Source organism: Pseudomonas sp. CAM1A, from assembly GCF_047501685.1.
Lineage (GTDB): Bacteria > Pseudomonadota > Gammaproteobacteria > Pseudomonadales > Pseudomonadaceae > Aquipseudomonas.
This window is the reverse complement of record NZ_JBFNXP010000040.1, coordinates 1-1,946: the sequence shown is the minus strand read 5'-3', so window position 1 is coordinate 1,946 and position 1,946 is coordinate 1. Positions and strand designations below refer to the sequence as shown.

The window sequence follows — 1,946 nt, the reverse complement described above, 5'->3', positions numbered from 1 at the left end:
ATTGCTCATCCAGTACATAGACGCGAGTGTTGGCGGTCGGCTTGCCGATATGCAGCGCGCCGCCCGGTTGCAGTTGCCCCGACGTCGCCACCACGGTGGTCTCGGTCGGGCCGTAGTTGTTGACCAGCGCAAAGCCCGGATCGCGGTCGAACTGGCGCAGGCGATCACCGCCGACCAGCAGCGTGCGCAAGGTCGGGTGCTGGCGTTCGCGGCGCAGCGCCTGTTCGGCGACCGGCGTCGGCAGGAAGCTGACCTGCAGCGGCTGCTCCAGCCACCAGTCGAGCAGCTCATCGACATGTTCACCGCCGATGGACGCTGGCGGCAGGTGCAGCACTGCCCCGGCGCACAACGCCGGCCAGGCTTCCCAGGCCATGGCGTCGAAGCCGAAACCGGCGACGCTGGAAGTGTGGCTGCCCGCGCCCAGCTCGAAGCCCTGGCAATGCCAATGAATCAGGTTGGCCAGGGTGCGGTGCTCGACCATCACCCCTTTGGGCTGGCCGGTGGAACCGGAGGTGTAGATCACATAGGCCAGCTGATCCGCGTCGAGGCCGGTGACGACGGGGTTGATATCGGCTTCACAGACCCAGTCATCGCCATCCAGGGCAACCTTGGCCACCTCGCCCACCAGCGACACAGTGCTCGACTCGACCAGCGCCAGTGCTGGTGCACTGTCACTGAGCAAATAGGCAATGCGCTCCGCCGGATAGCCCGGATCGACCGGCACATACGCCGCGCCGGCCTTGAGCACGGCCAGCATCGCCACCAGCCGTTGCGGGCCTCTCTCCAGACACAGCGCGACGCGGTCGCCCAGCACCACGCCACGTTTGATCAGGCAATGGGCCAGGCGATTGGCGCGCTGGTTCAGCTCGCCATAGCACAGCGCTTCCTCGCCCTGCACAACGGCCAATGCTTCGGGCGCCTGGGCCTCGACCAGCGCATGCACGGTCTGACCTTGTGGGTAGTCCATGGCCGTGGCATTGAAGCCTTCGAGCACTTGGCCTTGCGCTGCGCTATCGAGGATCGACAGCATGTCGACTTGCGCCGCGCCACCCTGCTCCAGCGCCTGGATCAGCTGGCTCACGACGGAGGTCATCCAACCTGCGACCCGTTCGGCACCGATCCCCATCTGGGCCAGCACACACAGGCTGAAGCCTTCGCCGTGGTCGTCCACGCTCAGGGTCAACGGGTAGTTGCTGCGCTCTTCACCGCCCAGCTGATGCATGCCCTGGAAGCTGTCGCTATCTGCCGCGGCCACATCAACCGGGCTATGACGGTAGTTGAGCAAGGCGCTGAACAGTGGCGCCGAAGCCGGCACACCGCTGCAACGCTGGGCCAGGGCCAGCGACGCATGCTCGTGACCGAGCAGCGCCGACAGCCGTTGGTGGGTGGCCTGCACCGCAGCGCGGGCGCCCTTGGCGGTGTCGATGCGCAGCGGCAAGGTGTTGATGAACACCCCCAGCGCCCGGTCGGCGCCCTCGCCGCCTTGCAGGCGGCCCATCAGCACGGTGCCGAACACCACGTCGTGACGACCCGCCAGCACGCCGACCACCCGCGCCCAGGCCAGGTGCATCAGGCTCGCGGCGCTGACACCCTGTGCCCGCGCCTGTTCGCGCACCCGGCGTGACAAGGCCGGCTCCAGCGGCAGGCGCGCCTCCTCGATATCGCGCCCATCGCCCTGCACATCGGCCAGGGCCATGGGCAGCGTCGGCTCGTCGACATCCCCGAGCATGTCGCGGAAGAACGCCTCGTGCCCCGCCTCGGCGGCGCCCAGGCGTACCTGGGCCACGTAGGTGCGGTACGGCACGGGGGCGCTCAACAGGTGCTGGCGACCGGACAGGATCGCCTGCAGCTCATGGACGATCACCTCCATCGCCGTGTGGTCCAGGGCCAGGTGATGGAAGTGCAGGACGGCGACCACGCGCTGCCCGACCGGGCTGCCCGACCGG

At 68.1% G+C, this 1,946-nt stretch carries 1 protein-coding gene; it reads right to left on the bottom strand.

Translation table 11 applies throughout. The features are described from left to right. Nucleotides 1–1,946: AMP-binding protein (locus ABZO33_RS26780; protein WP_414538497.1), on the bottom strand; the 1,946-nt coding region annotated here is incomplete at both ends.